Origin of the sequence: Corynebacterium sp. HMSC055D05, from assembly GCF_001810365.1 — a bacterium.
Lineage (GTDB): Bacteria > Actinomycetota > Actinomycetes > Mycobacteriales > Mycobacteriaceae > Corynebacterium > Corynebacterium coyleae.
On the sequence record NZ_KV801073.1, the window covers coordinates 265092 to 291919 of the forward strand.

A 26828-nucleotide genomic window follows, 5' to 3' on the forward strand; every position below is an offset into this window, starting at 1 on the left:
CGGCTGCTTCCTCCGACGACTCCAACGAAGACGAAGCCGAGGTCGAAGAGGCTGAGGAAAAGGCCGAGGAGAAGGCTGAAGAGAAGAAGCCGGAGCCGAAGGAAGCACCGAAGAAGGAAGAGCCGAAGGCTGCATCCACCGACTCCAAGAACGCTTCGGCGAAGGTCAACAACGGCGACAACGTCCCGTACGTCACCCCGCTGGTGCGCAAGCTGGCTGAGAAGCACGGCGTTGATCTGAACACGGTTGAGGGCACCGGTGTTGGTGGCCGCATCCGTAAGCAGGATGTCCTGGCTGCCGCTGAGGGTGGTAAGGCTGAGGGCACCACCGCTGCGTCTGCGACGAAGGAGCAGACGCAGCAGCCGAAGGGCGAGCGCGCTAACTGGTCCACCAAGTCTGTGGATCCGGCGAAGGCGGAGCTCATCGGCACCACCCAGCGTGTGAACCGCATCCGCGAGATCACCGCTGCGAAGATGGTCGAGTCGCTGCAGACCACTGCTCAGCTCACCCACGTGCAGGAAGTCGACGTCACCCGTGTGGCGGAGCTGCGCAAGAAGGTGAAGCCGGCGTTCGTCGAGAAGCATGGCGCAAACATCACGTACCTGGCCTTCTTCATCAAGGCCACGGCAGAGGCGCTTGTGTCCCACCCGAACGTGAACGCTTCCTACGACGCGGATGCGAAGGAGATCACCTACCACGAGGACGTCAACATCGGTATCGCTGTTGATACCCCGATGGGTCTGTTGGTGCCGGTGATCAAGCAGGCGCAGAAGAAGAACCTTGCGGAGATTGCGAAGGCGATCACCGACCTGGCCGAGCGCGCACGCAACAAGAAGCTGCGTCCGGACGACCTGTCTGGCGCAACCTTCACGGTGACCAACATTGGTTCCGAGGGTGCGCTGCTGGATACTCCGGTGCTGACCCCGCCGCAGGCTGGCATTCTGGGTACGGCTGCGATTGAGAAGCGCCCGGTCATCGTGACCGAGGATGGCATTGACTCCATCGCGATCCGTCAGATGTGCTACCTGCCGTTCACCTACGATCACCAGCTGATCGACGGTGCGGACGCTGGTCGTTTCGTCACGACCATCAAGGACCGCATCGAGGAGGGTGACTTCGAGGCTGACCTCGATATCTAACCTCTAGCAGGCGAAAGCCCGGCACTGATTTATGTCAGTGCCGGGCCTTCTTTTTATGTTTACACTGGCGCGCATGACAGGCACATTCAAATCTTTCCGCAACAACACTGAACATTTCATGCGCGAGGCACTCGGCGGCCTTGTGGCCGCGCATCCTTTTGCGGAGTGGCACAACGAGGGGTTCGTGGGGCTTTTGCGTGACGACGACTCCCCCGCCCGCGTCGCCGTCATCTCCGGCGGCGGGTCGGGCCACGAGCCGATGCACGCCGGGTTCGTCGGCGAGGGGATGCTGGACGCGGCTTGCCCGGGGCTGCTGTTTACGTCCCCGAACGCGGTGCAGATTGGCGCGGCAACGGAGTGGGCAGATCGTGGCCGTGGCGTTGTGCATGTGGTGAAGAACTACACGGGCGACGTCATGAACTTCACCGTGGCGGGAAACCATGCCGAGGCTGAAGTAAGGCAGGTGTTGGTGGCTGACGATGTGGCAACCGAGATCGACAACGATGACTCGCCGGGGAGGCGGGGTACGGGGGCGACGGTGATCGTCGAGAAGATTGCGGGTGCTGCTGCGGCGCGTGGCGACGACCTCGGCGCCGTTGCGGAGGTTGCGCAGCGGGCGGCGGATCAGTCGCGAAGCATGGCGGTGGCGCTGCAGCCTGGCCACTCTCCGACCAGCGACCGTGCGACGTTTGATCTGGAGGAGGGCCAGATTGAGGTCGGTGTTGGTATTCACGGTGAGCCGGGTGTGGAGCGTCGTGATCAGGCGGGGTCGAAGCCGTCCGCGCAGGCGCTGGTTGAGGAGTTACTCGATGCGGTGCTGGCCTCGCTCAAGGACAACGGCGTTGAGGTGGGTGACGCCATGCTCTTTGTCAACGGCCTGGGTGGCACAAGCGAGCTGGAGCTCGATCTGGTCTTCGGCGAGGCGCTCAAACAGCTGTCGGATCGTGGCGTGACGGTGCGTCGCGGAATGCGTGGCTCGCTAGTGACGTCGTTGAACATGGCTGGTATTTCGCTTACAGTCACGGCGCTTGACGACGAGCTCATCAGCCTGCTCGACGCGGAAACCCAGGCACCAGCCTGGCCTGATTTGGTCCGTGACCCGCAGTATTCCGACGCCACGATGACGGACGACGAACAGCAGCCAGACAGTGGCGAGGCAAACGTGTGGCTTTCGGCCTTTGTGGATCGCCTCGCAGCTGCCTACGACGACCTGACGGCGCTAGACCGGGAGGCCGGCGACGGCGACTTCGGCCAGAACATGGAAGCAGCCTTCGGTGATATGACTACCCCGATTCGGGGCAACGACCCCGAGGTGCTGAACTTCTTTGCCCACCGGATGTTGGTTCGCGCGGGCGGTACCTCGGGTGCGGTGCTGGGCACGTTCTTCCGCGAGATGGCTGACGTGTTTGAGCGCGCCAATGTGGATTCGCGGGAAGCGGACGGCGCTGCGTTCGGCACGGCGCTGGCTGAGGGCCTGCGAGACGGCGTGACGGCCATTACAGAGCTCGGTGGGGCGAAGGAGGGCGACAACACGCTTATCGACGCCCTCGCACCGGCCGCGAAGGCCGCCGAATCGATCGATAGCTCTGCCACTGTGGAGGACGTTCTCGAGCACGTATTCGCAGCTGCCGTCGAGGGCGCAAAGTCCACCCGCGGCATGCAGGCGAAGAAGGGTCGGGCCTCCTACCTGGGCGAAAGCGCAAAGGATGTGCCGGATCCCGGCGCGATTGCGGTGACGTGGCTGTTCGGCGCTGCGGACGTGTCGGAGTTTTAACACCCTGGTAGACCGCTTTGTCTTATTGGTGGGTGTCACGGACGTGTTTGCCCGCTATGCTTGGGCGTGCTCGTACGCCCCGAGATAAGGAGCCTTCAGTTGGATTACATTTCCCGTCATATTGGCCCAAACCAGGATGAACAGCAGCAATTGCTGGACGCGCTGGGTTACGAAAGTATCGATGCGCTGATTGCTGCAGCGGTGCCAGGCGGGATCCTGGCTGAGCAGCCGCTTGACCTGCCGGATGCGCTTACGGAGTACGAGGCTCAGGCTCGTCTGCGTGAGTTGGCTGGCAAGAACAAGGTCTTGCGCGCGTTCTATGGCCAGGGCTTTAACTCGACTCTCACGCCACCGGTGATTCGTCGTGGTGTGGTGGAGGATGCTGGCTGGTATACCGCGTATACCCCGTATCAGCCGGAGATTTCTCAGGGGCGCTTGGAGGCGCTGCTGAATTTCCAGACCATGGTGCAGGATCTGACTGGTTTGGATATTGCGAACGCTTCGCTTCTCGACGAAGCCTCAGCCGCCGCGGAAGCAGTTGGCCTGATGGCTCGTGTGGTGAAGAAGGGTCGCCGTGTGCTGTTGGATGCTCGTTTGCATCCGCAGGTGATCAACGTGGCTGCAGAGCGCGCCCGTGCGATTGATCTTGAGGTTGAGGTTGTTGACCTCACCGAGGGTGTTGTCGGCGAGGACCTGGTGGGCGCGGTGTTTGCCTACCCGGGTACCGAGGGCGACGTTGCGGATCCGCGTCCGGTGATCGAGGCGATCCACGAGCGTGGTGGCCTGGTTGCGGTTGACGCGGACATTCTTGCGCTGACGCTGTTGGAGTCCCCTGGTGAGTTCGGTGCGGATATCGCAATCGGCACCACGCAGCGTCTTGGTGTGCCGCTGTTCTACGGTGGCCCGCACGCCGCCTACATGGCTGTGCGTGAGAAGTTGCAGCGTCAGATGCCAGGCCGCCTCGTTGGCGTGTCCAAGGATGCGGAGGGCTACCCCGCATACCGCCTGGCGTTGCAGACGCGTGAGCAGCACATTCGTCGTGAGCGTGCGACGTCCAACATCTGTACTGCTCAGGCACTGCTTGCGGTCACCGCGTCGATGTACGCGGTCTACCACGGTCCGGACGGGCTGACGCAGATCGCTCGCACGATTCACCAGCGCGCGACGGATTTTGCTGCCGCTCTTGAGAAGGCTGGCGTGAAGGTCAAGCATGCTGAGTTCTTCGACACTGTTGCGGTGGAGGTTGACGGGGCGCGTGGTGTCGTCGATAAGTTTGCGCAGGCGGGCTACCTCGTTCGCGCGATTGACGACAACACGGTCGGCGTGTCTTTTGGCGAGGACACCACGGATGCGGATGTTTCGGCGCTGCTGGCCGGCTTCGGCGCGGAGGCTGCGACCGGCGAGTCTCGTATCCCTGCGGCACTTGTGCGCAAGACCGAGTTCCTCACCCACGAGACGTTTAACCGCATCCACTCTGAGACCCAGATGATGCGCTACATCCGTGAACTTGGTGATAAGGATCTGGCGCTGGATCGCACGATGATCCCGCTGGGTTCCTGCACGATGAAGCTCAACCCGACCGCGGGCCTTGAGGCGATTACCTGGCCTGGTTTTGCCAACGTGCACCCCTTCACCCCGGACGAGTACACCGAGGGATGGCGCGAACTTATCGACGAAATCCGCTCCTGGCTGGTCGAAATCACCGGCTACGCCGAGGTGTCCGTCCAGCCGAACTCCGGTGCGAACGGCGAGTTGGCGGGCTTGTTGGCAATCCGTCGCTACCACGTGGCCAACGGCGACACCGAGCGCGACATCTGCCTGATTCCGGCGTCGGCGCACGGTACGAATGCCGCGTCGGCGACGCTGGCGAACCTGCGGGTGGTCGTCGTCAAGACTGCTGCCGATGGTTCCATCGACATCAACGACTTGGACGAGAAGCTGGCCAAGCACGAAGGCCACGTCGCAGCCATCATGCTCACCTACCCCTCCACGCACGGCGTGTACGAGGAGGACGTGCGCGTGGTCTGTGACAAGGTGCATGCGGCTGGCGGCCAGGTCTACATCGACGGCGCGAACATGAACGCCCTGACCGGCATCGCCCGCCCGGGTGACTTCGGCGGCGACGTGTCTCACCTGAACCTGCACAAGACGTTCACCATCCCGCACGGTGGCGGTGGTCCGGGTGTTGGCCCGATCGGTGTGGCCGAGCACCTCATCCCGTTCTTGCCGTCCAACCCGAACGTGCCGCTGGAGCAGGCCGCTGCGGAGATCGACGGCTCGGCTGGCGTGCCGGTGGCCTCCACCCTGTTTGGCTCGGCTGGTGTGCTGCCGATTTCCTGGTCGTACATCGCCATGTCCGGTGCGGAAGGACTGCGCAGTGCCACGGCGCACGCGGTGCTGAACGCGAACTACATTGCGAAGGAACTCAACGACTCCTTCCCGGTCCTCTACACCGGCAACAACGGTCTTGTCGGCCACGAGTGCATCCTGGATCTGCGCGAACTCACTGATCAGTCCGGTGTGACCGCCGCCGATGTGGCCAAGCGTCTGGTGGACTACGGCTTCCACGCCCCCACCCTGGCATTCCCGGTTGCGGGCACGCTCATGGTGGAGCCGACCGAGTCCGAGGACCTGGCTGAGATCGACCGCTTCATCGAGGCAATGCGCTCCATCCGTGCGGAGATCCAGGAGATCATTGACGGCAAGATCGAGTACGAAAACTCCGTGGTCCACAACGCGCCGTACACCGCGCACAGCGTGGCCCGTGACGAGTGGCCGTACGAGTTCACCCGTGAGCAGGCCGCCTACCCGGTGGATCGTCTCGTCCACCAGAAGTACTTCCCGCCAGTGCGTCGTGTTGACGAAGCATTCGGCGACCGCAACCTCCAGTGCGCATGCCCGCCGCCGGAGGCCTTCGACATCACTGACGACACTAACGGCACCGACAACTAGGAGTAAGGAGAACACCCATGCCACAGACTCCCCTGTTTGCTAAGCACGAGGCGCTCAACGCCTCCTTCACCGACTTCGGTGGCTGGACCATGCCGCTGAAGTACGCCTCCGAGTTGGAAGAGCACCGCGCGGTGCGCAACGACGTTGGCATTTTCGACCTGTCCCACATGGGCGAAATTGACGTCAAGGGCCCCGACGCTGCAGCGTTTTTGGACTACGCGTTGATCTCCAACATGTCCATCCTGAAGGTGGGCAAGGCGAAGTATTCGATGATTGTCGATGAAAACGGCGGCATCCTCGACGACTTGATCACCTACCGCTTCGACGACGACCACTTCATGGTTGTGCCCAATGCTGGCAACACCGCAGCCGTATGGGCGGCGTTCGAGGCACGCAAGGGGGACTTCGACGTCGAGCTGCGCAACGACTCCGAAGCCACCGGCCTGGTTGCCGTCCAGGGTCCGCGCTCCCTCGAGGTGCTCAACCCGCTGCTGGACGGCGATGCTGGCGCCCTTGAGTACTACTCCGGCGCTTGGTTCTCGCTTCGCTCGAACGACACAACAGTCGACGATGCGAAGCGAGTCGACGTGTTTGTCGCTTGCACCGGTTACACCGGTGAAGACGGCTTCGAACTGTTCTGCGCGGCCGAAGACACCGTTGCCGTGTGGGACGCCGTCATCGGCTCCGGTACCCCGTGCGGTCTGGCTGCACGTGACTCGCTGCGTCTCGAGGCATCCATGCCGCTCTACGGCAACGAATTGACCACCGACATCACCCCGGTGGAGGCCGGGATGGGCCGTGCGTTTGCAAAGAAGGAGGCGGACTTCGTCGGTAAGCAGGCGCTCACTGGTCGTGAACCAAGCGTCGTTATCGCTGGTCTGACGTCTGAGCAGCGCCGTGCCGCACGTCAGGGCGCCGAGGTGTACCTGGCGGGTACTGAGGACAAGATCGGCGTGGTCACCTCTGGCCAGCCTTCGCCGACGCTGGGCTACCCGGTCGCACTCGCACATGTGGATCCGGCACACACGGAAGTGGGCACCGAAGTGGAAGTTGATATCCGCGGACGCCGCTACCCGTTTACTATTGCAGCAACCCCGTTTTACACCCGAGAGGACGCATAACTATGGCTCTGAAGCAGGATTTCTACTACTCCGAGGACCACGAGTGGATCAACGCCACCCCGGACACCGCCGTTGGCCAGACCGTACGCGTGGGCATCACCCACGTCGCTGCTGACCGCCTCGGTGAGGTTGTGTTCGCGGAACTGCCGCAGGTCGGCGACACCGTCACCGCAGGCGAAACCTGCGGTGAGATCGAGTCCACCAAGTCGGTCTCTGATCTGTACTCCCCGGTCACCGGCACGGTCACCGCTGTCAACGAGGACATCGACGGCGCGTATGAGGCCATCAACAACGACCCGTACGGCGAAGGCTGGCTCTACGAGGTTGAGGTCGAAGAGGTCGGCCCGCTCATGACCGCCGACGAGTACGGCGCCGCTAACGGCGTGTAGTACACATCTCTGCCGGGGACTAGGGTTGGGCGCATGACTGCGCCACGTGACCCGTTTTTCCCCGCCGAGAAGTCCATCCGAGCCTCAGACTCGCCCATTGACGTGCGCGATCTGGGGCTCGTGGATTATCAGCAGGCCTGGGATCTTCAGGCCGAGATTGCCGCGCAGCGCGCCAAGGATGAGGTGGGCGACACCATCCTGGTGTTGGAGCACCCCTCCACATTCACTGCCGGCAAGCGCACCCAGCCGGAGGATATGCCGGATGCTTCCTACCCCGTCCCGGTTGTGACGGTGGACCGTGGCGGTCGCATCACCTGGCACGGCGAAGGCCAACTCGTGGTGTACCCGATTATTAAGTTGGCCGAGCCGGTAGACGTCGTCGATTATGTGCGCCGCCTCGAAGAAGCCCTCATTCAGACCGTGCGGGCAGCCGGGGTGACCACCGCAGGGCGTATCGACGGCCGCTCGGGCGTCTGGGTACCCGCTGAAACCAAGGCGGCCTCCCCTGAGGCCTCGACACGTGAGCGCAAGATCGCAGCACTTGGCATCCGTATCACCCGTGGCGTGACCATGCACGGGCTGAGCCTGAACTGCGACAACACCCTCGAACACTACGAACACATCGTCGCCTGCGGTATCGACGACGCCGACGTGACCACCATGTCGCTCGAACTCGGACGCGACATCTCGCCTGCCGATATGGCTGGCCCTGTCGTGCACGAACTCAAGCGAGCTTTGGCTGGTGAACTGGTGGTTGCGGACCATACGTTTGCCACTCGGCCGGACCCGTCGAAGGGTTTGACAAAACATGTACGGTAGGGGGCGTGACTGTAGCACCAGAAGGACGCAAGCTGCTGCGCGTTGAGGCGCGCAACTCGCAGACACCAATTGAGAAGAAACCACGCTGGATCCGCAACTCTGTAAAGACCGGTCCCGAATACGAGGACATGAAGCAAAAAGTCAAGGGAGCGGGGCTGCACACCGTGTGCCAGGAAGCCGGCTGCCCCAATATTCACGAGTGCTGGGAATCGCGTGAGGCAACGTTCCTCATCGGCGGATCGCGTTGCTCGCGCCGTTGCGATTTCTGTGACATCGCCTCCGGCAAACCGGATCCGTTGGACCGCGACGAACCGCGTCGCGTGGCAGAAGAGGTCAAGAGCCTCAACCTGAACTACTCCACCATCACCGGTGTGACCCGCGACGACCTCGAAGACGAGGGTGCTTGGCTATACGCAGAGGTCGTCCGCAAGATCCACGAGCTCAACCCGCACACCGGCGTAGAGAACCTCACTCCGGACTTCTCCGGCAAGCCGGATCTGCTCCAGGAAGTGTTCGAAGCACGCCCTGAGGTCTTCGCCCACAACCTGGAGACTGTCCCGCGCATCTTCAAGCGCATCCGTCCGGCATTCCGTTACGAGCGATCTCTGGACGTTATCCGCCAGGCACGTGACTTCGGTTTGATCACCAAGTCCAACCTCATCCTCGGCATGGGTGAGACCCGTGAAGAGGTCCTGGAGGCACTCAACGACCTCGTTGATGCCGGCTGCGACATCATCACCATTACGCAGTACTTGCGCCCAGGCCCGACCTACCACCCGATCGACCGTTGGGTGAAGCCGGAAGAGTTCATCGAGTACCGCGACGCTGCTTACGAGATGGGCTTCGGCGCTGTCATGTCCGGCCCGCTGGTCCGCTCCTCCTACCGTGCAGGCAAGCTCTACGTGGAAGCAATGAAGCACCGTGGGCTCGAACTGCCGGAGAACCTGAAGCACCTCGCGGAAACGTCTCAGGGTGAGACCGCGCAGGAAGCCTCGTCGCTGCTGAAGAAGTACGGCGCGTCTGAGGACCACCCTGTAGAGACCCGCTAGGGGTCTTTGGCCCGCGTCTTAGCTGTGGCATACAGTATTGGCCATGGCTAAGACGCAGGACAAGGCAGCCGCAAAGGCTGCGAAACAGGAACAGCGCGCGGCGAAGCGCGCGAAGAGCAAGGCAACGCGCGGGCAAATCGTCCAGGCGTTTAATATTCAGCGTAAGCGCGACAAGGCGCTTATCCCGATCATGCTGGCCTGTGTGCTCGGCGTCGGGTTGCTATTCTTCCTCCTCGGCCTGTGGTGGGGCATGAAGTGGCTCTGGCTCGTCTTCGGCCTCGTTCTGGGTGCCGTGCTGGCAATGTTTGTCTTCTCCCGTCGCCTGGAGCGCTCCATGTACGAAGAGGTCGGCGACACCCCAGGCGCTGCCGGCTGGACACTGGAGAACATGCGCAACACGATGGGCATCGTGTGGCTGACTAAGACCGGCGTGCAGGCGAATACTTCCATGGACACCGTCCACCGCGTAGTGGGCAACCCGGGTGTGGTCCTGGTCGGCGAGGGTAACCCGAACCGTTTGAAGACCCTGATGTCCAAGGAGCACAAGCGCGTCGACCGTCTGCTGGCTGGTGTACCGATCTACGAGGTGTATGTCGGTGAAGGCGAAGACCAGGTGCGCACTCGCGATCTGCAGAAGCACCTGCTGAAGCTGCCGAAGAACTACCAGAAGAACGAGGTATACAACCTCGCAGCGAAGTTGGACGCAATGGATTCACGCGCACGCAACGGCCAGATGCCGGGCCTGCCGGGTGGTCCACTGCCAAAGCAGGCACAGAACATGGCGGGTATGAACCGCAAGATGCGCCGTATGCAAGAGCGCAAGGGCGGAAAGTAACCCCCGAATCCCCCCGATGATCCGCTCGCTACCTGGAACGGATCACTGTTGTGGTGGTGGCGCGGTCATGCATGCCGCGCCCGTCGGCGTCGACAAGCGCTGCGGGCAACACGAAGCCGGTGAGGACGGTGCGCAACGCTGCGCGCCACAGTCCCACCGGCGCTTCTTCGTCTACACGCGCCACCCCCATGCCGAGCGCAGCCATACCGGGTGTGCGGGCGAACAACCAGCCTCCCAGGATTCCCAGCACGATCCACAGCAGGTAGGTCAGCGTGTACTTGTCCCCCAACGCTGAGGTGTTCTGGGTGATCAGGGATGCAGCGATCGCGCAGATTGTCCAGTCGATGAGCACCCCGCCCATGCGTCGCGCCACCGATGCTTGCGAGCCGGCACCTTTCTCCGGCATGCCGAGGAACTCCCCCGGATAGGACGGCAGATGGTCCTCGCCGTTGAATTGATTAGGGATTTCTGGGCCGTTGCGCCAGTCAGGTCGTCGATTAGCAGCCATACTCTATGAGCCTAGCGGTGTACAGGTCTACACTTGTAACCGCTTATGACAGCCGACCGACGAGGAGTACCGCCCGTGTCCTTCGACAACATCGAAGACGTTAAAAAGTTCATTGTCGACGAGGGGGTGGAATTCGTTGACGTGCGCTTCACCGACGTGCCCGGCATCGAACACCACTTCTCCATCCCGGCCTCCATGTTCGACGAAGACGTGATGGAAGAGGGCCTCGCTTTCGACGGCTCCTCCATCCGCGGCTTCACCACGATCGAAGAGTCCGACATGACGCTCATGCCGGACCTGGCCACCGCGAAGCTCGACCAGTTCCGTGGCTCGAAGACGCTAAACGTGAAGTTTTTTGTCAACGACCCGTTCACCCACGAACCGTTCTCGCGCGACCCGCGCAACGTAGCCAAGAAGGCCGAGGAGTACCTGCGCTCCACCGGCATCGCAGACACCTGCTCGATTGGCGCCGAGGCCGAGTTCTACCTGTTCGACTCCATCCGCTACGAGGTGGACGCCCATACTGCGTTCTACGAGATCGACGCGGAAGAAGGCTGGTGGAACCGTGGTGCCGAGGCTGACGTCGATGGCGGCCCGAACCTGGGCTACAAGAACCGTGTGAAGGGTGGCTACTTCCCCGTCCCGCCGCACGACAAGACCGTCGAGGTGCGCGACGCGATGGTGCGCAACCTGGCTGAATCCGGTTTTGAGATCGAGCGTTTCCACCGCGAGGTGGGCAACGGCGGCCAGCAGGAGATCAACTACCGCTTCAACACCCTGCTACATGCGGCGGATGACCTGCAGGACTTCAAGTACATCATCAAGAACACTGCCACCCAGTTCGGTAAGACCGTCACGTTCATGCCGAAGCCGCTCGCTGGTGACAACGGCTCGGGCATGCACGCCCACCAGTCGCTGTGGAAGGACGGCGAGCCGCTGTTTTACGACGAGTCCGGCTACGGCGGCCTGTCCGACATCGCCCGCTGGTACATCGGCGGCCTGCTCGAGCACGCAGGTGCCGTACTCGCCTTCACCAACCCGACGCTGAACTCCTACCACCGCCTGGTGCCGGGCTTCGAGGCCCCGATCAACCTGGTGTACTCCCAGCGCAACCGTTCCGCTGCCATCCGCATCCCGATCACGGGTGCGAACCCGAAGGCGAAGCGCATCGAGTTCCGCGCACCGGACCCGTCGGGCAACCCTTACCTCGGCTTCGCAGCCATGCTCATGGCAGGTATCGACGGCATCAAGAACCGCATCGAGCCGCACGCCCCGGTGGACAAGGACCTCTACGAACTGCCACCAGAAGAGGCCAAGGACATCCCGCAGGCACCGACCTCGCTTGAGGCTGCCCTGCAGGCGCTTGAGGCTGACCATGACTTCCTCACCGAGGGCGACGTGTTCACCGAGGATCTCATTCAGACCTACATCAAGCTGAAGTACGACAACGAGATCACCCCGGTGCGCCTGCGCCCAACGCCGCAGGAATTCGAGATGTACTTCGACTGCTAAATCAGAGGCAAAACAGCGGCTCGATGGTGGCTGAAATAGCCTCGTTCTCCGCTAAGCCTTAGATAACTTTGTATAGCCTGACCTGCGGAAGGTCAGGCTATACATGCTTGCGCAGGCAAAACAATCGGTTCATAGTGGGCGCTATGACTGATCTGATGGCACGCCCCAATGACTGCTCCGCCGACTGCCCGGTGGTGCACGACCTGCACCCGATGCAGCACGTTGAGCCTGGCACCAGCGAGCGGCTCAACCGCCTCCGCGCGGCCGTCCTTGGCGCGAACGACGGCATTGTCTCCACGGCGGCTGTCGTCGTGGGTGTAGCGGGCGCGACCGCGAACCAGACGACGATTGCCATGTCCGGTTTGGCCGCCGTCGTTGGTGGTGCTGTGTCGATGGCGCTTGGCGAATACGTCTCGGTGTCGTCGCAACGCGACTCGGAGCGCTCCATGGGCTTTGCGGAGCACCAGCAGGTCAATCCATGGTCAGCCGGTATCGCGTCGTTCCTGTCGTTCATCTTGGGTGCGGTGCTGCCATTTGTGACCGCGATACTGGCGCCGGAGTCCGTCCGCATTGTGTCGATCTTCACTGTGACGCTCGTTGCGCTTGCACTCACCGGCGCACTGTCGGCAAAGCTTGGCGATTCCCCGGTGCTCCGCCCGGTTCTGCGCATCGTCGTCGGTGGAACACTCGGCCTAGCGATGACTTTTGCGGTGGGTTCGCTCTTCGGCGCCGCTGCACTTTAGCGTCCAGAGTGGCGGTAGCGATTTGGATCGTATCCGTTTGACGTGGGAAAACACCCAAACCACACAACTCCACACAAAGTACACAACTCCACACAAACCACATAACTTCACATAACATCGGTAGTGTCGCCGACATCCTGCGCGTGCCAGAGGATGAGTATCCCGAACTGCCGAATGGCCAGGTACAACAAAAGGGATTACCATACATGGGGTGATGAACAAGCTCCGCCAACTTCCTCCGGCCGGCCCCGCATGGGGCGGCAGCCTCATGGGTACGTCGATCGTGTCGCGACTGCTCGTCGAAAAGAACATGATGCTTGGCGCGAGCATCTTCGCAGCGATCGCCTCCGCAATCCTCGTTGTATTAGTGGTTGGCTTTGTCACATACCGCCAGCCAAGCTTCAAACGCACCTCAATGGCGGAATGGTCGATGTTCTTCATCGGAATCCTCGCGCTCGGCGCCGCACTGTCTGGGTTGACGGATGTGCCGGTGTACCGCCTGGTCGGCTTTTGGATCGGCGCGCCCGTCACCACCTTGACCTGGGCGATCCAACTCACGCGATTCGAAGGAAAACCACGGTTTACGTGGGGGCTGCCGCTTGTCGGCCCGATGATCTCCGCGTCTGTGGCCGGCTGGCTGGCCCGCGACTACGGGCAGATCTACCACGTCATGGGCACAGTGTTTTTCTTCATGTCGCTGCTGACCGCAGTGCCGGTGTTCATGCGCGTCTACTGGGCTGCCTGGCACGGTGAGGTTGATCTGTCGGGCCCGAACTCTGCGACCGCATGGGTGCCGCTCGGCGTGATCGGCCAATCCACTACCGCGTTACAGATCCTCTACCCCGGCTACTTCTCGGTCCACTACGGCTACGTGGCGCTTATGCTGTCCATCCCGCTGGCCATCTACGCCATGGTCACCTTCTACCCCAACGTCGCACGCTGGACGCAGTACTCCCCCGCCTGGTGGTCGTGCACGTTCCCGCCGGGCACGGTGAGCATGGGTGGCCACCAGGTGGCGCTGGTCAACGGGTCGCACTGGCTGGACGCCGTTGCCTTGGCAATTCCGTTCCTGCTGCTCGCACACTGGACGGTGTGCTCGAGCAGGTTCATCAGTTGGGTTATCGAAGGTCGCCGGGACAACAACTCGCAGTCGACGCAGACGCCCCAGACCTCGAAGGCTGCGCCCCAGATGGCGGCCTAGCGCGCCACGTTGAGGTCGACCTCGATCCCGCCAACGCGCCCGCGGGAGGTGAACTGCCACACCGCGGGTTCCGGGAACCCGAGCGGGCGCGGCCACTTCCCCAACTGCGCCGGGTCCGTCACGGTGTTGTCGCCCCAGTGCGCGAGCCACAGTTCCCCAAACTGTGCAGGGCTGGCCATCCCCATGTGCCGGCGCCAGTACCAGGCGTTGGTGTAAAACCCGGCCACTTCCACGCCAGCTTGGGTGAAGCACTCTACAGCGGTGTGGACGTCGTCAAGCGTAAGCCCCGCGGGTGACTCCACGTCGAGCCACATGGGCAATTGCGTATCGACGAGCACCTCACACGCCACCTCCACCTGCCGCTGCACCGTCGTGCCCTCTGAGGGGGCGCGGAGAAAGTGGTAGGTGGAGGTGGCGCAGCCGGCGGCGGTGGCGTCGAGAAGCAATTGCTCAAAACACGGGTCGCGGTAGGTGCCGTCCGTGGTGCGGATGATGGCGAAGTCGAAGCCGGTGAAGTCGAAGCCTCGTTGGTATTCGGAGACGTCGACGCCGAATCTCACCGCTTCTTCAGCCCCATGCGCGGGGTGAAGCTGCCTGGGTGGCGGCGCTGCGCTGCGGCATCGGCGATGGTCAGGCGCCACTTCGGGTCGGTCACCGGCATGTTGGAAATCGGGAACCAGCCGACCTCGATCGACTCGTCGTCACCGACGATGGGCACGGCGGTGGGGTCTGTAGCCTCGCAACGAATCTGCACCGACATGTACGTCGCCTTATCCCCGTTGTCGTGCGTGACCGGGCCAACCACGCCAACGCCGAGGATTGCCGCCGGCTCGACTTCCACACCGGTCTCCTCGAGCACTTCGCGCACCGCCGCCATGTGAGGCTCCTCGCCCGGGTCCGCGATGCCGGTCACCGGGGTCCAGTTCCCATTGTCGGCGCGGCGCACGAGCAGCACGTCTGGCACCGCCCAGTCGGAGGTGTCGGCCGAGTCGCGCAACACCACCGCGCACACGCTGGGCACCCACATCAGGTCGGTGCCGATCTTTTTACGGGTTTCCACAATGAACTCCGGGATAGGCATGGGTGCGAGTGTACAATCCTTTCCGATATGAGCACTTCCGTGACCGAACCCGAACAGCCCACGCGCACCTTCCTGCAGCGCGTGCCCACGCCGGTGTTTGTCACGGTCTACGGCGCACTCGTCGTCGCCGCGGTGGTGGGGGCCGTGTTCGGGCTGCGATACACCGCAGACGCGGAAAGCACCGAGGTGTCCCTGCCACAACCGGTGCGCCCGTTTAACCCGGCCCCGGCCGATCCTGCCAATGTGGCGGCGAGTGTGCGCCCCCACCTGATCCAGAACCTGCAGGTGGGCAAAACCAACACTGGTGTGATGGCGCGTGGCGATCTCGCCGAGTACGTCATGAGCGATTCCACCGAGTTCGCCGGCCACGTCTCACGCCTGCTCGAGCAGAACTGCCTAGACACGCTCGAGCTGACCACCACAGACGGCATGCGGGTGAACTTCTGGGGCTTTTGCTTTGCGACGATACCCGCCACCACCATCCAAAACACCTTCGATTTCGCCGTAGCCCAAGGCGCTGACTCCGCATCCTTCGCCGTCTACCCCGCCCAGAACAGCTTCCACGAAATCAGACTGATCTGGACCGACGCGGAAGCAACCGGCTACGACGCGAAGCAACTCGAGCGGCAGTGGAAGCAACTCAACCGCCCCGACGAGATCGACCGCATCGCGTTCTTCGGCTACTACGACGACGAGGTCATCGTGGTGGACAACGACAAGAAGGACGGCAGGTCCACCAAGACGTTCCCCGCCGGTGAGGCGTTCAACGAGAAGTGGGGCCTCGAGCGCTAACTACCAGCGCTGGGGCACGAGATCTGCGTCAGGCACGACGTGGTTGATCACGGCCATCACCTGGTTGATGTTGGAGTAGCTCATCAGCAGCGGATCCTCCATGCCTTCGAAACACTCCTCCCCTGCACGGCCAGCCTCTGTGCCTGAGACCACTCCGATGACCGTCGCTCGGCCGTTGATCTCGGTGAACACCGGCCCGCCCGAGTCGCCCGAAGCGGCGCAGACGGAGGCGATGTCGCCGTGGGTTTGGGCCTCGGCGTCGTCGTCAAGGTTCACGATCTGCACACGCTGGGTCGCCTCAAACTTGCCGCAGGTATAGCCGGTGGTCGCGCCGGTTTTGCACACGCGGTCGAGATCGTGCAGGTCCTTGGCGATACCGGTTGCGATCGGAGCACCGACGACATCCATGAACCGCTCGGCATCGGTGATCTCGATGATGCCGACATCGATACCTCTCGTTTCCTCATTCGCGTCGCCGTACATGCCGGAATAGATGAACTTGCCTACCTCGTGCGCGTAGTCGAAGGCGGTCTCCGCATTCGTCGGCCACACAAGGTCACCCGCACGCCCGCAGTGGCCCGCAGTCACGGCATAGGCTCGGCCGTCAGCGCCAGTAAACGAGAACGCTGCAGTACACGACTGAGCGGTGAAGTGCTCACCCGGCTCCGGGTAATGGTCCGTGGACTGAATGCGCGTACCCGGCGCCCACGGCGCGAACGCAGGCACGAGCACGTTGCTCTCCTCCACCGGTGCAGGCGGGGCCTCATCCGGCGTTTGCACACGCTCAAGCGCGTGGCGCTCCTCCACCGTGGGAGTTGGGAATTGGCTCGTGGTCAGCCCGAGCCACACGACCATCGCAACAGCAGCAAGCGTTGCGACGATCACCGTAATCCACCCACCGGTCCGCAAACCCGTACGCCGCTGCGTGGGCGGCGCAGACAGAACAGGCTGCGCGGGCATGCCGGGCACGCCGGGCATGTCCGGGAACCGCCACTGCTGGCCATCCTCCGGCTGGTAGCGCCTCGCCAGGTTGTCGCCGCCTGCCTGATGTTCAGGGAAGGTCAAGCGCGAGCCTTACTTGTCGGCGTCGGAGTCTTCGGCGTCGGTGTCGTCGTCAAGAAAAAACTTGTCACCCTTGGCGGCTTCCTCGGCCTGAATCTTGATGTCGCGCAGGAACTTCTCCGGATCGAACTCCGTGTACTGCTCAGGGCCTGCGAACTGCTCTTGTGCCATCGGTGGGGATCCTTTCCTAGACGTCCGTGCGCTCGATTGCGTCGGCGATGAATGCCTTGACCTGCTCGGCGTCATTCGGCAGATCCACAACGTGGCGCTCGGCGTCCATAATCGCGGCGAAGCGCTCCGGCACCTCCGGAAGCTCGCCAATTGCCTCCACAATGGTATCCGCGAATTTCACCGGCAGCGCAGTCTCCAGCACAACAATGGGAGTTTCTACGCTGTCTGCCAGCTGCTGCGCCACGAACACGCCGTCTGCGGTGTGCGGGTCAATAACCACGCCGTACTCGTCCTTGATGCGCTTGATCGTGGCAATGCGGTCCGCATGCGTCGAGGTGCCTGAGCCGAAACCGTACTTGTCGGTGATGCGCTCAAGCGTATCGGTGTCCAGCGCGAAGCCGCCCTCTTTGACCTTGGTGCCGAAGAGCTCGCGGGTGGTGTCCGCGTCGCGGTCCAGCGCGTCGAAGATCATGCGCTCAAAGTTCGACGCCTTGGAAATATCCATCGACGGCGACGAGGTGGCGTACGTGTCGGCTGCGGAACGCGGGCGGTAATCACCGGTGGTGAAGAACTCGTGCAGGACGTTGTTCTCGTTCGTCGCCACGATCAGGCGATCAAGCGGCAGCCCCATCTGCTTGGCAATATGGCCTGCGCACACGTTGCCAAAGTTACCGGTAGGCACGCAGATCGAAACCTGCTCCTCGTTCGTCTTCGTCGTCTTAAGGTATGTGGCGATGTAGTACACCACCTGCGCAAGCAAACGCGCGAAGTTAATGGAGTTGACCGCGCCGATCGAGTACTTCGACTTAAACTCCGCGTCCGCGCTGACTTCCTTGACCACGTCCTGGCAATCATCGAAAACGCCGTCGAGCGCGATGTTGAAAATGTTCGGGTCGTCCAGGCCGAACATCTGGGCCTGCTGGAACGGGGTCATACGCCCGGCCGGGGTGAGCATGAACACGCGGATGTTGTCGCGGCCACGCATGGCGTACTCGGCCGACGAGCCGGTATCGCCAGAGGTCGCGCCCAGAATATTGATCTCTTCGCCGCGGCGCCCGAGTTCGTACTCGAAGAGCTCGCCGAGCAGCTGCATCGCCATGTCCTTAAACGCAGCGGTCGGACCTTCGGAGAGGTGCGCGATGTGCAGGCCGTCGTTCAGACGCGTAACCGGCACGATCTCCTCGTCCGCGAACACCGGGGTGCGGTACGCACGCTTGGCAATCGCCTCGAGGTCCTCCGCCGGGATGTCATCGACGAACAGCTTCAACACCTCTGCGGCAAGTGCGGCGTAGCCGTCGTTGGCCAAAAGGGTGCGCCACTCGTCGAGAAGCGCCGGCGAAAGTGTCGGGTACACCGCCGGCATAAACAGCCCGCCGTCCGGGCTTAAGCCTGTGAGCAGGATGTCAGTGAAGGAACGGGCCTTGGCAGTTGCGTCGCGCGTCGAAATGAAGTCCACGCCGGGCAGTCTACGTGATCGGTGTATGCCCTTGGTCGGAATGGGCATTTACGTTCAGCGTCGGCAGGCCCGGAAAGCCGCACTTTGGTGCGGTCGTGGGGCCTCGATTCGTTCATATGCAGGGCTCGATATGCGTAACTGCAGGTCAGCGCAAAATTGGGAAAACGGCCCGAAAGGTATCTCCAAAGCCGTGACCAGGACTTACGCATATCGAGCCCTGCATATGAACGTTGGAGGGGCGGTGGTGCGTTAGCGGTGCCGGGGCGCCGGGGGCGGTGGCGCGTGAGCGCGCACCGGCGGGGTGCTGCGGCGGTGCCGGGGTGCTAGTGGCGCGGGGGCTCCTGGCGGCCGGTGAGGATGTCCACGACGGAGCGGATTGCGGCGTCGCCAAGCGGTGCCACCGAGCGCTCCTTCGGCTGCTCCGGTGTGGATGCCCGGCGCGGGCTCGGCTCGACGGTGACGTTAAGCGTCGTGTCGTCGAGTTCGAGCTTTGCGGACGGGTCGATGCCGGCGACGCGGGCGGCGTCGACGAGTGCGACGAGGTCGGCGAAGGTTGCGTTGTCAAGGTCGATAGTCATGTTCACTGCCATGCCCACAGAGCTTATTGATTCCGCAACCGCCGCGCCTAGTCGAATTCCAGAGACTGCTTTTCGCCCCAGAACACCTCCTCCACCACGCGGTGGGCGCGCCGGGTGATACGCAGGTAGTCCTCGAGGAACTCTTGCTGGTCGTCGGGGTCGTATCCGGCAGAGCCAGCGACCTGGGCCAGTTGCGGGCCCGGTGCGGGGAGCTGGTCCTCACGCTTGCCGGAGACGAGCACAATAGCGTTGCGGGCGCGGGTCGCGGTGAGCCACGCGGTGCGCAGGGTTCGCGCCTTGTCGGCGGAAAGCACCTCGGGGTCGTCGAGCTCCACGAGGAAGTCCAGTGCGTCGAGTGTGGACGGGGTGCGCAACTCGTGATGACGATGCGCGTGCGCCATGGTGATCAGTTGGACGGTCCACTCCACATCGGCAAGTGCGCCGCGGCCAAGTTTGGTGTGGGTGGCCCGGTCGGCGCCACGGGGCAGGCGCTCGTTATCCACGCGGGCTTTGATGCGGCGGATCTCGCGAATATCGGCAGGTGTTGCGCCGGCCTCGGGGTAGCGGAACTCGGCGATGGCCGAAAGGAAGCGCTCCCCTACCTCGCGGTCGCCGGCGACGACGTTGGCGCGAAGGAGTGCTTGGCGCTCCCAGACTTCGCCCCACTCGCGGTAGTAACGCACGTAGGAGGCAATGGTGCGCGTCACCGGTCCGGAGCGACCCTCGGGGCGCAGACCCAGGTCCACCTCCAGCGGCGGGTCGCCGGATGGTTTGGACAGGCGGGTACGGATCTGGTCGAGCACCTTCGTGGCCCAAGCGATGGCTTCTGTTTCGTCGACGCCGTCTGCTGGTTCGGTGACCACCATGACGTCGGCGTCAGAGCCGTAGCCCAACTCGGCGCCGCCAAGCCGGCCCATCCCGATCACTGCGATTCGTGCGGGGGCCTCGTCGAGACCAGCGGCGGCAGTGGTCGAATACACCTCTGCCTGCAGCGCTGCTTCGAGCACCGCGTCCCACACGTAGGTCAGTTCCAGACAGACCTGGCGTACCTCCATCAGGCCCAGCAGATCAGCCGCAGCGATACGGGCCAACTCGGCCCGGCGCAGGGAACGCGCCACCGACACCGCTTTCTCCGGGTCGGCTTGGTGGCGCTTCGCCGAGGCAATGATCGCCTTATGCACCTGATCCGGAGCCACCTCAAGCAGGCGCGGACCGGCGGAGCCATCCCCAAGCAGTTTCACCACGTCAGGTGCGGAAATGATCAGGTCGGAGGTGTACGGGGAGGTGCCGAGGATGTGCATGAGGCGTTGGGAGGCCACGCCTTCGTCGCGAAGCATGCGCAGAAACCAACTGCGATCCACCGCTGCCTCGGAGAGTTTGCGGTAGTTGAGCAGGCCCTGGTCGGGATCGGCGGTGTCGGCCAGCCAGTGCATGAGTGTGGGCAGCAGGATCTCCTGCAGTTTCGCCTTGCGGGAGGTGCCCTTGATCAGCGCGGTCAGGTGGTCAAACGCGCGCGCCGGGTGGCGGTAGCCCAGGGCTGCCAACTGGTCCTTCACACCGGCGGCGGAAAGTGTTGCTTCACCGACGGTGAGGTCCACCACGGCGTCCAGCAGCGGGCGGTAGAAGAGACGCTCGTGCAGCGTGGCCACCTCGTGGCGGATGGCCTTGAGATGTCGGTTCATCGCCTCAGGGGCGGTACCGCGTGGCCCGGCTGAGAAGCCTGCGGCGCGGGCGAGCCACCGGTTGCGCTTCTCGTCATCGGCATCTGGCAGTTGGTGGGTGCGCTTGAACCGCTGCAGTTGGAGACGGTGCTCGAGCAGCCGCAAGAACTCGTAGGCGTCGGTGAGCACCTTGGCGTCCTCGCGGCCCACGTATCCTCCCTTGGCCAGGTCGGCGAGGGCTTCGAGGGTGTTGCGGGCGCGCAGGGTGTCGTCGATACGCCCGTGCACGAGTTGGAGCAGTTGCACGGCGAACTCGACGTCGCGAAGCCCACCGGGGCCGAGTTTGAGTTCGCGGTCGCGCACGTCCGCGGGCACGTTCTCCAGCACGCGGCGGCGCATGGCTTGGACGTCTTCGACGAAGGAGTCGCGCTGGGACGCCTCCCACACCAGCGGCGACAACGCGTCCGAATACGCCTGGCCCAGATCCATCGATCCGGTCATCGGACGGGCCTTGAGCAGTGCCTGGAACTCCCAGGTCTGCGCCCACTTTTTGTAGTACGCCACGTGCGAATCAAGCGTGCGCACCAGGGCTCCGGCTGCCCCTTCGGGCCGCAGGTTCGCGTCCACTTCGAAGAAGCAGGCGGAGCCGATGCGCATCATCTCGCTGGCCACGCGCGTGATCTTGGTGGTCACAGGCTCGGCGACGAACACGACGTCCACATCCGAGATGTAGTTCAGCTCCCACGCGCCGCACTTGCCCATGGCGATCACGGCCAGGTCAGCGTCGATGTCCTCGTCGCCGTAGACTTCCCGCACCGCGACCGCAAGTGCCGCCGTGAGCGCCGCATCCGCCAGGTCCGTGAGCCGGTCCGTGGTGTAGGCGTACGTCATTGGTTCGCCCTCGCCGAAGCCCTTCACCGCGGCGAAGGTGCCGGCCAGGTCTGCGGCTGCAACGCGCATCACCAGGTTGCGATGCGCGGTGCGGAGCTTTTGCTTTGCGACGCCAACCTCACCCACCTCAGCCCTATACAGGCCCGGCCCGTCCGCATCCACGCCAACCGCGCCGAGCATGGTGCGGAACATGTCGGGGCGGGACGGGAGGTCGTCGCAAAGCAAACGCCACTGCTCAGGATTGGCAATGAGGTGATCCGACAGCGCGGTCGAGCCACCGAGCAGGGCGAAGAAGCGCGTGCGGAAGATCGAGTTCACGCGCAGTTCGGCAAGCAGCTCGTCCCACGAATCCAGCGCCCCGTGCAGGCGGTAGGCGTTGTTCAGCGCCAGATCCGGATCTGCGGAACCCGCCAACGTGTAGCCGAGCTCCTCGGTGTCAAAACCGAGCTCGGCTAAATCCTCGGCGGCGCGCGGGCTGGTCAGGCCAAGTTTCGCGGGCTTCACTACAAATCAATCCCCGTTTCGATCTCCCACGGGGTGATCTTCGAGGTGTACTCGTGCCACTCCTGCCATTTTGCACGTAGGAAGAATTCGAAGACCTGCTCGCCAAGCACTTCCGCCATGAACTCGGAGCGCTCCAGGTGGCGCAACGCCTGATCGAGAGAGGTCGGCAGGTCCCGGTAGCCCATCGCGCGGCGCTCCCGGCGGGTCAGGGCGAACACGTCGTCGCGTGCCGGCTCGTCGAGCTCGTAGCCCTCCTCGATCCCCTTCAGGCCAGCGGCGAGGATGGCTGCGTATGCCAGGTATGGGTTGCAGGCCGAATCCAGCGAGCGCACCTCCGCCCGGCGCGACTCCGCTTTGTGCAGACGGTAGGTGGGCACGCGCACCATCGCGGAACGGTTCGAAATGCCCCAGGTCGCGGCGGTGGGCGCTTCGGAGCCGAACTGGAGGCGCTTGTACGAATTCACCCACTGGTTAGTCACCGCGGAGATTTCGCTGGCGTGCTCGATGATGCCGGCGATGAACTGGCGGCCGGTGGCAGACAGGCTGATTTCGTCATCAGGATCGTGGAACGCGTTAGTGTCGCCTTCGAACAGGGAGAAGTGCGTGTGCATCGCCGAGCCTTCAAGGTCCGCGAACGGCTTAGGCATAAATGTTGCGTGCACCCCGTTGATCTCCGCGACGGTCTTGACCAGATAGCGGAAGGTCAGGATGTTGTCCGCCATGGTCAGCGCGTCGGTGTGGCGCAGGTCGATCTCCTGCTGGCCTGGGGATCCCTCGTGGTGGGAGAACTCGGTGACAATGCCCATGTACTCCAGCGCGGATACCGCCATCCGACGCAAGCGCGGGGCCTCGTTGCGTTTGGCCTGGTCGAAGTAGCCGCCCTTGTCCGCAGGGGTTGGTGGCTGGTCGCCCTGGCCGGGTTTGACCACGTAGAACTCGATTTCGGGGCTAGCCAAAAACTCGAATCCCATGTCGCGGGCGTTGTTGATCTGGCGGCGTAGTACCTGGCGCGGATCCGCGAACAGCGGGCCGCCGTCGGGCATGGTGATGTCGCAAAACATGCGCGCGGTCTGCAGACCAGAGTCCTCATCGAACGGCAACGGCTGGTACGTCGACGGGTCCGGGCGCAGCAACGTGTCCGACTCGGAGACGCGAGAGAAGCCTTCGATGGAGGAGCCGTCAAACCCCACGCCTTCCTCGAAAGCGCTCTCGAGTTCCGCAGGCGACATCATCACCGTTTTCAGCGAGCCGAAAATATCGGTGAACCACAGGCGGATAAATGCAATGTCTTGCTGCTCGACGAGTCGCAGCACGTTGTCGGTTTGGGCGCTCATGGCACATAACTGTAGCGGGCGCCGCGATTCGAAAACGGGCCAAGCGCAAATCGGCGTGCGCGCTAGACTCGGAGGCATTACATGCGCTGAAACTGCGTCGATCACATGTCGAACCCGCGTCGGTGAGGAGAACACACGCACCATGTCCGAACAGGCTGAACAGGCACCACAAAACTTCCTTGAGGTGGAGATCAAGTTGGCGGTGGATGAGGACACCGGCATTCCTGATCTCATTCAACTGCCGGGGGTGACGTCGATTGAGTCCACGCAGGAGCACAACCTGTCTGCGGTCTACTACGACACGGCCGATCTGCGCCTGACGCGTTCCAAGATCACGCTGCGTCGTCGCACCGGCGGTTCGGATGATGGCTGGCACATCAAGTTGCCGCAGGAAGATGGCCGCAAGGAGGTGCGCATGCCTCTCGACGACCCCACGACCGTGCCCGACGCCCTCCTGTCCCAGGTTCGCGCCATTGTGCGCACGGAAGCGCTCGAGCCGATCGCACAGGTGGATAACCGCCGCGTGGAGATCACGCTTGCAGGCCAAGATGGCCCGGTTGCGGAGTTTTGCGACGACCACGTCACCGCCTGGTCCCTTCTTCCCGGTGGTGAGCGCACCACCTGGCGCGAATGGGAGCTCGAGCTCGCCGACGCCCTTGCGGGCACCGAGGCGGGCGATGACCTGATTACCCAGGCAGGTTCCTTCCTGATCTCCGCGGGTGCACGGAAGTCCTCCTCGCCGTCGAAGTTGGCCACGGCGCTTGGGGATTCGATCAAGTCCGCTCCCCTGCCCCCACACGTCCAAGGCGAAGTTGAGGAGGGGACGCCGGCGGCGGCGGTGGTGTCGTCGCTACGCAAACAGCGCGATGCGATCGTGGGTTGGGAACCGCGCGTGCGCGCCGATGAGTTCGATTCCGTCCACCAACTGCGCGTGGCCACCCGCGAGATGCGCTCCCTACTGGAGACGTTCGAGGGCATCCTCGAAGGCGAAGCACTAGCAACACTGGAGGATGAACTGAAGTACTCCGCCGGCGTGCTCGGAGTGGCACGCGATGCGGAGGTCGTGGAGGAGCGTTTCCTCGCCCTGCTGGATTCCGACGAGTCTGGTCTTATCGACGACACCGCGCGCACCCACATCGCAAACGACATGCGACGCGACTACGAGGCCGCCCACGCCGACATTGTGGAAATGCTGGACTCCGAGCGGTTCATGTCGCTGCTGGATGCCGTAGATGCCCTGCTGGCGGAGCCGCCAGTGGCGGTTGGTGACGGCGCTGGGGATGATGACGGCGCCAAGTCGGAGAAGAAGCAATCCAAGGAGGTCCTTTACGACCACCTCAAGCGCGGCTACAAGAAGTTGAAGAAGCGCCACAAGAAGGTCGCCGAATACTACGACGACACCACCCTGCCGCTGCACGAGCGCGAGAATTACGTCCACGACGTGCGCAAGGCTGCCAAGAAGTTGCGCTACTCCGCCGTCGCAGCACAGGAAGCAGGCCTGAAGGCAGGGCGTTTGGCTAAGGCATGCAAGGCGCTGCAAAGCCAGTTGGGTGACTTCCAGGACGCGGTGACCTCACGCGAGCGCATCGAGCGGCTCGCTAACGAGGCCCGCGAGCGCGGCGAGGACACCTTCTCCTACGGCATGCTCTACCAGCGCGAACTCGACCGCGGCGAGGCGTCGCTTCGCGATTACGACGACACCGTGCGCGAAGTGCGCAAGGCGTTTAAGAAGATCAAGCCGTAAGACACGGCCCGGCGGGGATTACTTCTCCCAAGAAGGGGTCTCGCCCCAGTCATCGTCGGCTTCGTCGGCGGCATCCGCTGCTTTGTTGCGCTGCGCCGCAATCGCCAGCGCATTTTCGGCTTCCTCGCGCGTGGCGTACGGGCCCATGCGGTTATCCCAGGATGCTTCCTTGCCCTGGGTGACCTCGCCGGTGGACGGGTTGTAGTAGTACTGCTCGTCAGCCATGATCTGCTCCTTTATGTTCGTTGCTTTTACCGCCCCTACCCTACCGAGACGGTTGGTAGTGTGGTGGCCGTTAAGGAGCGTGTAATGGCAGCATTTCAAACCCCCAAAACTTCCCCCGCCCAGCGCGTCCGCGCAGATCACCCAGGCAGCGGACATGTGGCATCCGCACCGGCGACGTGGGTGTTGATCGGCGAGAACGTTGACCACTTTGGTGGTGTGACGTTGGCTGGGACGTCGTCGCTACGTGCAGCTGCTGCGGCGAGCCCGCGTGACGACGACACCATCGCCCTCACCGCCCACGGCCCCTTCGGCGAGTTCACCGCCGAAACAACCCTGGCCGCGCTGCACGAGGACGAGATTCAGGACCCGCTCGCGCGCCGCTGGACCGGGCTGGTGCAGTCGCTGATCCAACGCCAGGTGCTCTCGCGTGAGACGGCGGGCCTGGACATCACGGTGGAATCCGACGTGCCGCTCGGTGCCGGCCTCGGTTCGCTGTACGCCGCGGACGCCGCGATCGCGCTGGCGTTGGCGGGCGGTCACGGCGACATCGATACCGCACCCTTCCGCACCCGGCTCGCGGAGATCTGCTCGCACGCCGTAGCCACCTACTCATCGCTGGCGGTGCTGCGCGCTCGCCACTCCGTGGCCCTGCGTGGCGGTGGCACAGGCGTAAGTGTTCTCGACTACGCCGACGGGTCACTGACCGAAGCGCCCCACCCCGCCCGCCACGGCGTGCGCGTGTTCTCCCTGGCCAAGGAACTGGGCAAGCCGTACGACGTGCAGACTAAGGCGATTGCGAACCGCCGCGAGTTTATCGACGCCGCCTGCTCCAACTTCGGCGTCGAATCCCTTCGCCAACTGCCCGACGCCACCAACCGCGTCGTCCAGTGGGTCGAGGCACGCCGCTCCGTTGGCGACGAGACCGCACCCGATCCCGACGTCGCCCGCCAGTGGGTGCAGTTCTGCGAAACCGAAACGCTGCGCTCCCTTGCCGCCGCCAAGGCGCTGCGCTCCCGGCGCGCCAACGAGCTGTTCACGCTGCTGAACTCCCCGTCCGAGGCCCACGACCTGACCACCCCGGACGCGCTGGTCGCCCTGGCGCGCGAGCGTGGTGCCGTCGCCGCCCGCCCAGCCGCCACGGGTACCTCCGACGCGGTGATTGCGTTCGTGCCGGTGCAAGCCGCCGACGAGTTCGCCGCCACCATGGCGAAGGACCTCGAGGTCGTGGAGATCACCCCGGGTGAGGTCGCCCGCCTCGAGGACTAAGCACTCGCCTGGACCGCAGCG

General features: G+C 63.4%; 24 protein-coding genes. 14 read left to right on the forward strand and 10 right to left on the reverse strand.

The window, feature by feature from the left end:
- The 8 genes from sucB to HMPREF2734_RS07185 form a co-directional block, all read left to right on the forward strand.
- Positions 1-1139, forward strand: a 1139-nt coding sequence (gene sucB / locus HMPREF2734_RS07150) for a 2-oxoglutarate dehydrogenase, E2 component, dihydrolipoamide succinyltransferase (RefSeq protein ID WP_070570122.1), incomplete at its 5' end; no start/stop codon positions are given.
- A gap of 73 nt (positions 1140-1212) precedes the next feature.
- Positions 1213-2913, forward strand: a complete 1701-nt coding sequence (locus tag HMPREF2734_RS07155; RefSeq protein ID WP_246816792.1) for a dihydroxyacetone kinase family protein — start codon at positions 1213-1215, stop codon at positions 2911-2913.
- A 99-nt stretch (positions 2914-3012) separates the two neighbouring features.
- Complete coding sequence (gene gcvP, locus HMPREF2734_RS07160; protein ID WP_070570126.1) at positions 3013-5865, forward strand: aminomethyl-transferring glycine dehydrogenase; 2853 nt, start codon at positions 3013-3015, stop codon at positions 5863-5865.
- A gap of 17 nt (positions 5866-5882) precedes the next feature.
- The gene (gene gcvT / locus HMPREF2734_RS07165) at positions 5883-6986 is read left to right on the forward strand and encodes a glycine cleavage system aminomethyltransferase GcvT (protein WP_070570128.1); all 1104 of its coding nucleotides are present in this window, start codon (positions 5883-5885) and stop codon (positions 6984-6986) included.
- 2 nt (positions 6987-6988) lie between these two features.
- Positions 6989-7375: a glycine cleavage system protein GcvH gene (gene gcvH / locus HMPREF2734_RS07170; protein ID WP_070422154.1), complete on the forward strand. Its 387-nt coding sequence runs from the start codon at positions 6989-6991 to the stop codon at positions 7373-7375.
- A 33-nt stretch (positions 7376-7408) separates the two neighbouring features.
- Complete coding sequence (gene lipB, locus HMPREF2734_RS07175) at positions 7409-8194, forward strand: lipoyl(octanoyl) transferase LipB (protein ID WP_070570131.1); 786 nt, start codon at positions 7409-7411, stop codon at positions 8192-8194.
- Positions 8195-8199: 5 nt separating this feature from the next.
- On the forward strand, positions 8200-9243 hold the full coding sequence (gene lipA / locus HMPREF2734_RS07180; RefSeq protein ID WP_070570133.1) for a lipoyl synthase: 1044 nt from the start codon (positions 8200-8202) through the stop codon (positions 9241-9243).
- A gap of 43 nt (positions 9244-9286) precedes the next feature.
- On the forward strand, positions 9287-10078 hold the full coding sequence (locus HMPREF2734_RS07185; protein WP_070450834.1) for a DUF4191 domain-containing protein: 792 nt from the start codon (positions 9287-9289) through the stop codon (positions 10076-10078).
- Between the two features lie 28 nt (positions 10079-10106).
- Here HMPREF2734_RS07185 and HMPREF2734_RS07190 read toward each other — a convergent pair whose 3' ends face one another.
- Positions 10107-10586 (reverse strand): RDD family protein, encoded by a 480-nt coding sequence (locus tag HMPREF2734_RS07190; RefSeq protein WP_070422150.1) that lies wholly within the window; start codon positions 10584-10586, stop codon positions 10107-10109.
- Positions 10587-10631: 45 nt separating this feature from the next.
- Here HMPREF2734_RS07190 and glnA point away from each other — a divergent pair, with 45 nt between their 5' ends.
- The 3 genes from glnA (at position 10632) to HMPREF2734_RS07205 (ending at position 14042) form a co-directional block, all read left to right on the forward strand.
- The gene (gene glnA / locus HMPREF2734_RS07195) at positions 10632-12098 is read left to right on the forward strand and encodes a type I glutamate--ammonia ligase (protein WP_371326164.1); all 1467 of its coding nucleotides are present in this window, start codon (positions 10632-10634) and stop codon (positions 12096-12098) included.
- 212 nt (positions 12099-12310) lie between these two features.
- The gene (locus HMPREF2734_RS07200) at positions 12311-12841 is read left to right on the forward strand and encodes a VIT1/CCC1 transporter family protein (protein ID WP_210384748.1); all 531 of its coding nucleotides are present in this window, start codon (positions 12311-12313) and stop codon (positions 12839-12841) included.
- A gap of 214 nt (positions 12842-13055) precedes the next feature.
- Entirely contained in the window at positions 13056-14042 is a 987-nt protein-coding gene (locus HMPREF2734_RS07205) for a TDT family transporter (RefSeq protein WP_083308110.1), read from the forward strand.
- Here the strand turns inward: HMPREF2734_RS07205 and HMPREF2734_RS07210 are convergent.
- Both HMPREF2734_RS07210 and HMPREF2734_RS07215 read right to left on the reverse strand, forming a co-directional pair.
- A complete protein-coding gene (locus HMPREF2734_RS07210) occupies positions 14039-14602 on the reverse strand; it encodes a glycoside hydrolase family 25 protein (RefSeq protein WP_070570137.1) in 564 nt (187 codons plus the stop codon). The two genes, HMPREF2734_RS07205 and HMPREF2734_RS07210, sit on opposite strands and share 4 nt — an antisense overlap.
- On the reverse strand, positions 14599-15123 hold the full coding sequence (locus HMPREF2734_RS07215; RefSeq protein ID WP_070570139.1) for an NUDIX hydrolase: 525 nt from the start codon (positions 15121-15123) through the stop codon (positions 14599-14601). The genes HMPREF2734_RS07210 and HMPREF2734_RS07215 overlap by 4 nt, the downstream gene beginning before the upstream one ends.
- A 27-nt stretch (positions 15124-15150) precedes the next feature.
- Here HMPREF2734_RS07215 and HMPREF2734_RS07220 point away from each other — a divergent pair, with 27 nt between their 5' ends.
- A complete protein-coding gene (locus HMPREF2734_RS07220; RefSeq protein WP_070570141.1) occupies positions 15151-15915 on the forward strand; it encodes a hypothetical protein in 765 nt (254 codons plus the stop codon).
- On the opposite strand, the gene HMPREF2734_RS07225 is transcribed toward HMPREF2734_RS07220, so the two are convergent.
- The 6 genes from HMPREF2734_RS07225 to HMPREF2734_RS07245 all read right to left on the reverse strand — a co-directional run bounded on the left by HMPREF2734_RS07225 (position 15916) and on the right by HMPREF2734_RS07245 (position 23572).
- Positions 15916-16980: a S1 family peptidase gene (locus HMPREF2734_RS07225; RefSeq protein ID WP_246815404.1), complete on the reverse strand. Its 1065-nt coding sequence runs from the start codon at positions 16978-16980 to the stop codon at positions 15916-15918.
- Positions 16981-16989: 9 nt separating this feature from the next.
- Positions 16990-17148: a hypothetical protein gene (locus tag HMPREF2734_RS12055; protein ID WP_167594452.1), complete on the reverse strand. Its 159-nt coding sequence runs from the start codon at positions 17146-17148 to the stop codon at positions 16990-16992.
- 16 nt (positions 17149-17164) lie between these two features.
- A complete protein-coding gene (gene thrC / locus HMPREF2734_RS07230; protein ID WP_070570143.1) occupies positions 17165-18604 on the reverse strand; it encodes a threonine synthase in 1440 nt (479 codons plus the stop codon).
- A 323-nt stretch (positions 18605-18927) separates the two neighbouring features.
- Positions 18928-19194 carry a hypothetical protein gene (locus HMPREF2734_RS07235; RefSeq protein ID WP_070422144.1) on the reverse strand — a complete coding sequence of 89 codons (267 nt, stop codon included), beginning with the start codon at positions 19192-19194 and terminating at the stop codon, positions 18928-18930.
- A gap of 35 nt (positions 19195-19229) precedes the next feature.
- The gene (locus tag HMPREF2734_RS07240; RefSeq protein WP_070570145.1) at positions 19230-22238 is read right to left on the reverse strand and encodes a bifunctional [glutamine synthetase] adenylyltransferase/[glutamine synthetase]-adenylyl-L-tyrosine phosphorylase; all 3009 of its coding nucleotides are present in this window, start codon (positions 22236-22238) and stop codon (positions 19230-19232) included.
- Positions 22238-23572: a glutamine synthetase family protein gene (locus HMPREF2734_RS07245; protein WP_070484049.1), complete on the reverse strand. Its 1335-nt coding sequence runs from the start codon at positions 23570-23572 to the stop codon at positions 22238-22240. Before HMPREF2734_RS07245 ends, HMPREF2734_RS07240 begins: the two co-directional genes overlap by 1 nt.
- A 142-nt stretch (positions 23573-23714) precedes the next feature.
- Here HMPREF2734_RS07245 and HMPREF2734_RS07250 point away from each other — a divergent pair, with 142 nt between their 5' ends.
- Positions 23715-25316 carry a CYTH and CHAD domain-containing protein gene (locus HMPREF2734_RS07250; RefSeq protein WP_070570147.1) on the forward strand — a complete coding sequence of 534 codons (1602 nt, stop codon included), beginning with the start codon at positions 23715-23717 and terminating at the stop codon, positions 25314-25316.
- A gap of 18 nt (positions 25317-25334) precedes the next feature.
- On the opposite strand, the gene HMPREF2734_RS07255 is transcribed toward HMPREF2734_RS07250, so the two are convergent.
- Positions 25335-25541: a hypothetical protein gene (locus HMPREF2734_RS07255; protein ID WP_070422140.1), complete on the reverse strand. Its 207-nt coding sequence runs from the start codon at positions 25539-25541 to the stop codon at positions 25335-25337.
- Between the two features lie 84 nt (positions 25542-25625).
- Between HMPREF2734_RS07255 and HMPREF2734_RS07260 the strand changes: the two genes are divergently transcribed.
- Positions 25626-26807, forward strand: coding sequence for a galactokinase family protein (locus HMPREF2734_RS07260; RefSeq protein WP_070570149.1), 1182 nt, complete (start codon positions 25626-25628; stop codon positions 26805-26807).
- Positions 26808-26828 lie beyond the last annotated feature (21 nt).